Consider the following 251-nt stretch of genomic DNA (forward strand, 5'->3'; position numbering starts at 1 on the left):
CCAGCCCAGCAGGGCGACGGTGAGCAGGCCGGCCAGCAGGGTCGGCGCGATCACCCGCCAGGATTGCCGGCGATAGCGCCACGCCAGCACGCCGAAGACCAGCGCCACGCCGGCGAGCAGCAGCGCACCCATCATGTGGCGGTAGTGCCCGAGCAGCTGCGAGAAATCGGCGGTGCGGTCGACCCAGCGCACGCCCTGCAATCCGTCCGCCTGTGCCCGCAGCGTGGCCAGCGCGTCGGCGCGGGAGAGGT

At 73.3% G+C, this 251-nt stretch carries 1 pseudogene; it reads right to left on the minus strand.

Annotation, left to right across the window (positions count from 1 at the left end):
- Positions 1-251 (minus strand): annotated as a pseudogene (locus SB822_RS59280) (hypothetical protein); the annotation flags it as partial.

This window comes from Paraburkholderia sp. SIMBA_054, assembly GCF_046534875.1.
GTDB classification, from domain to species: Bacteria; Pseudomonadota; Gammaproteobacteria; order Burkholderiales; family Burkholderiaceae; genus Paraburkholderia; species Paraburkholderia hospita.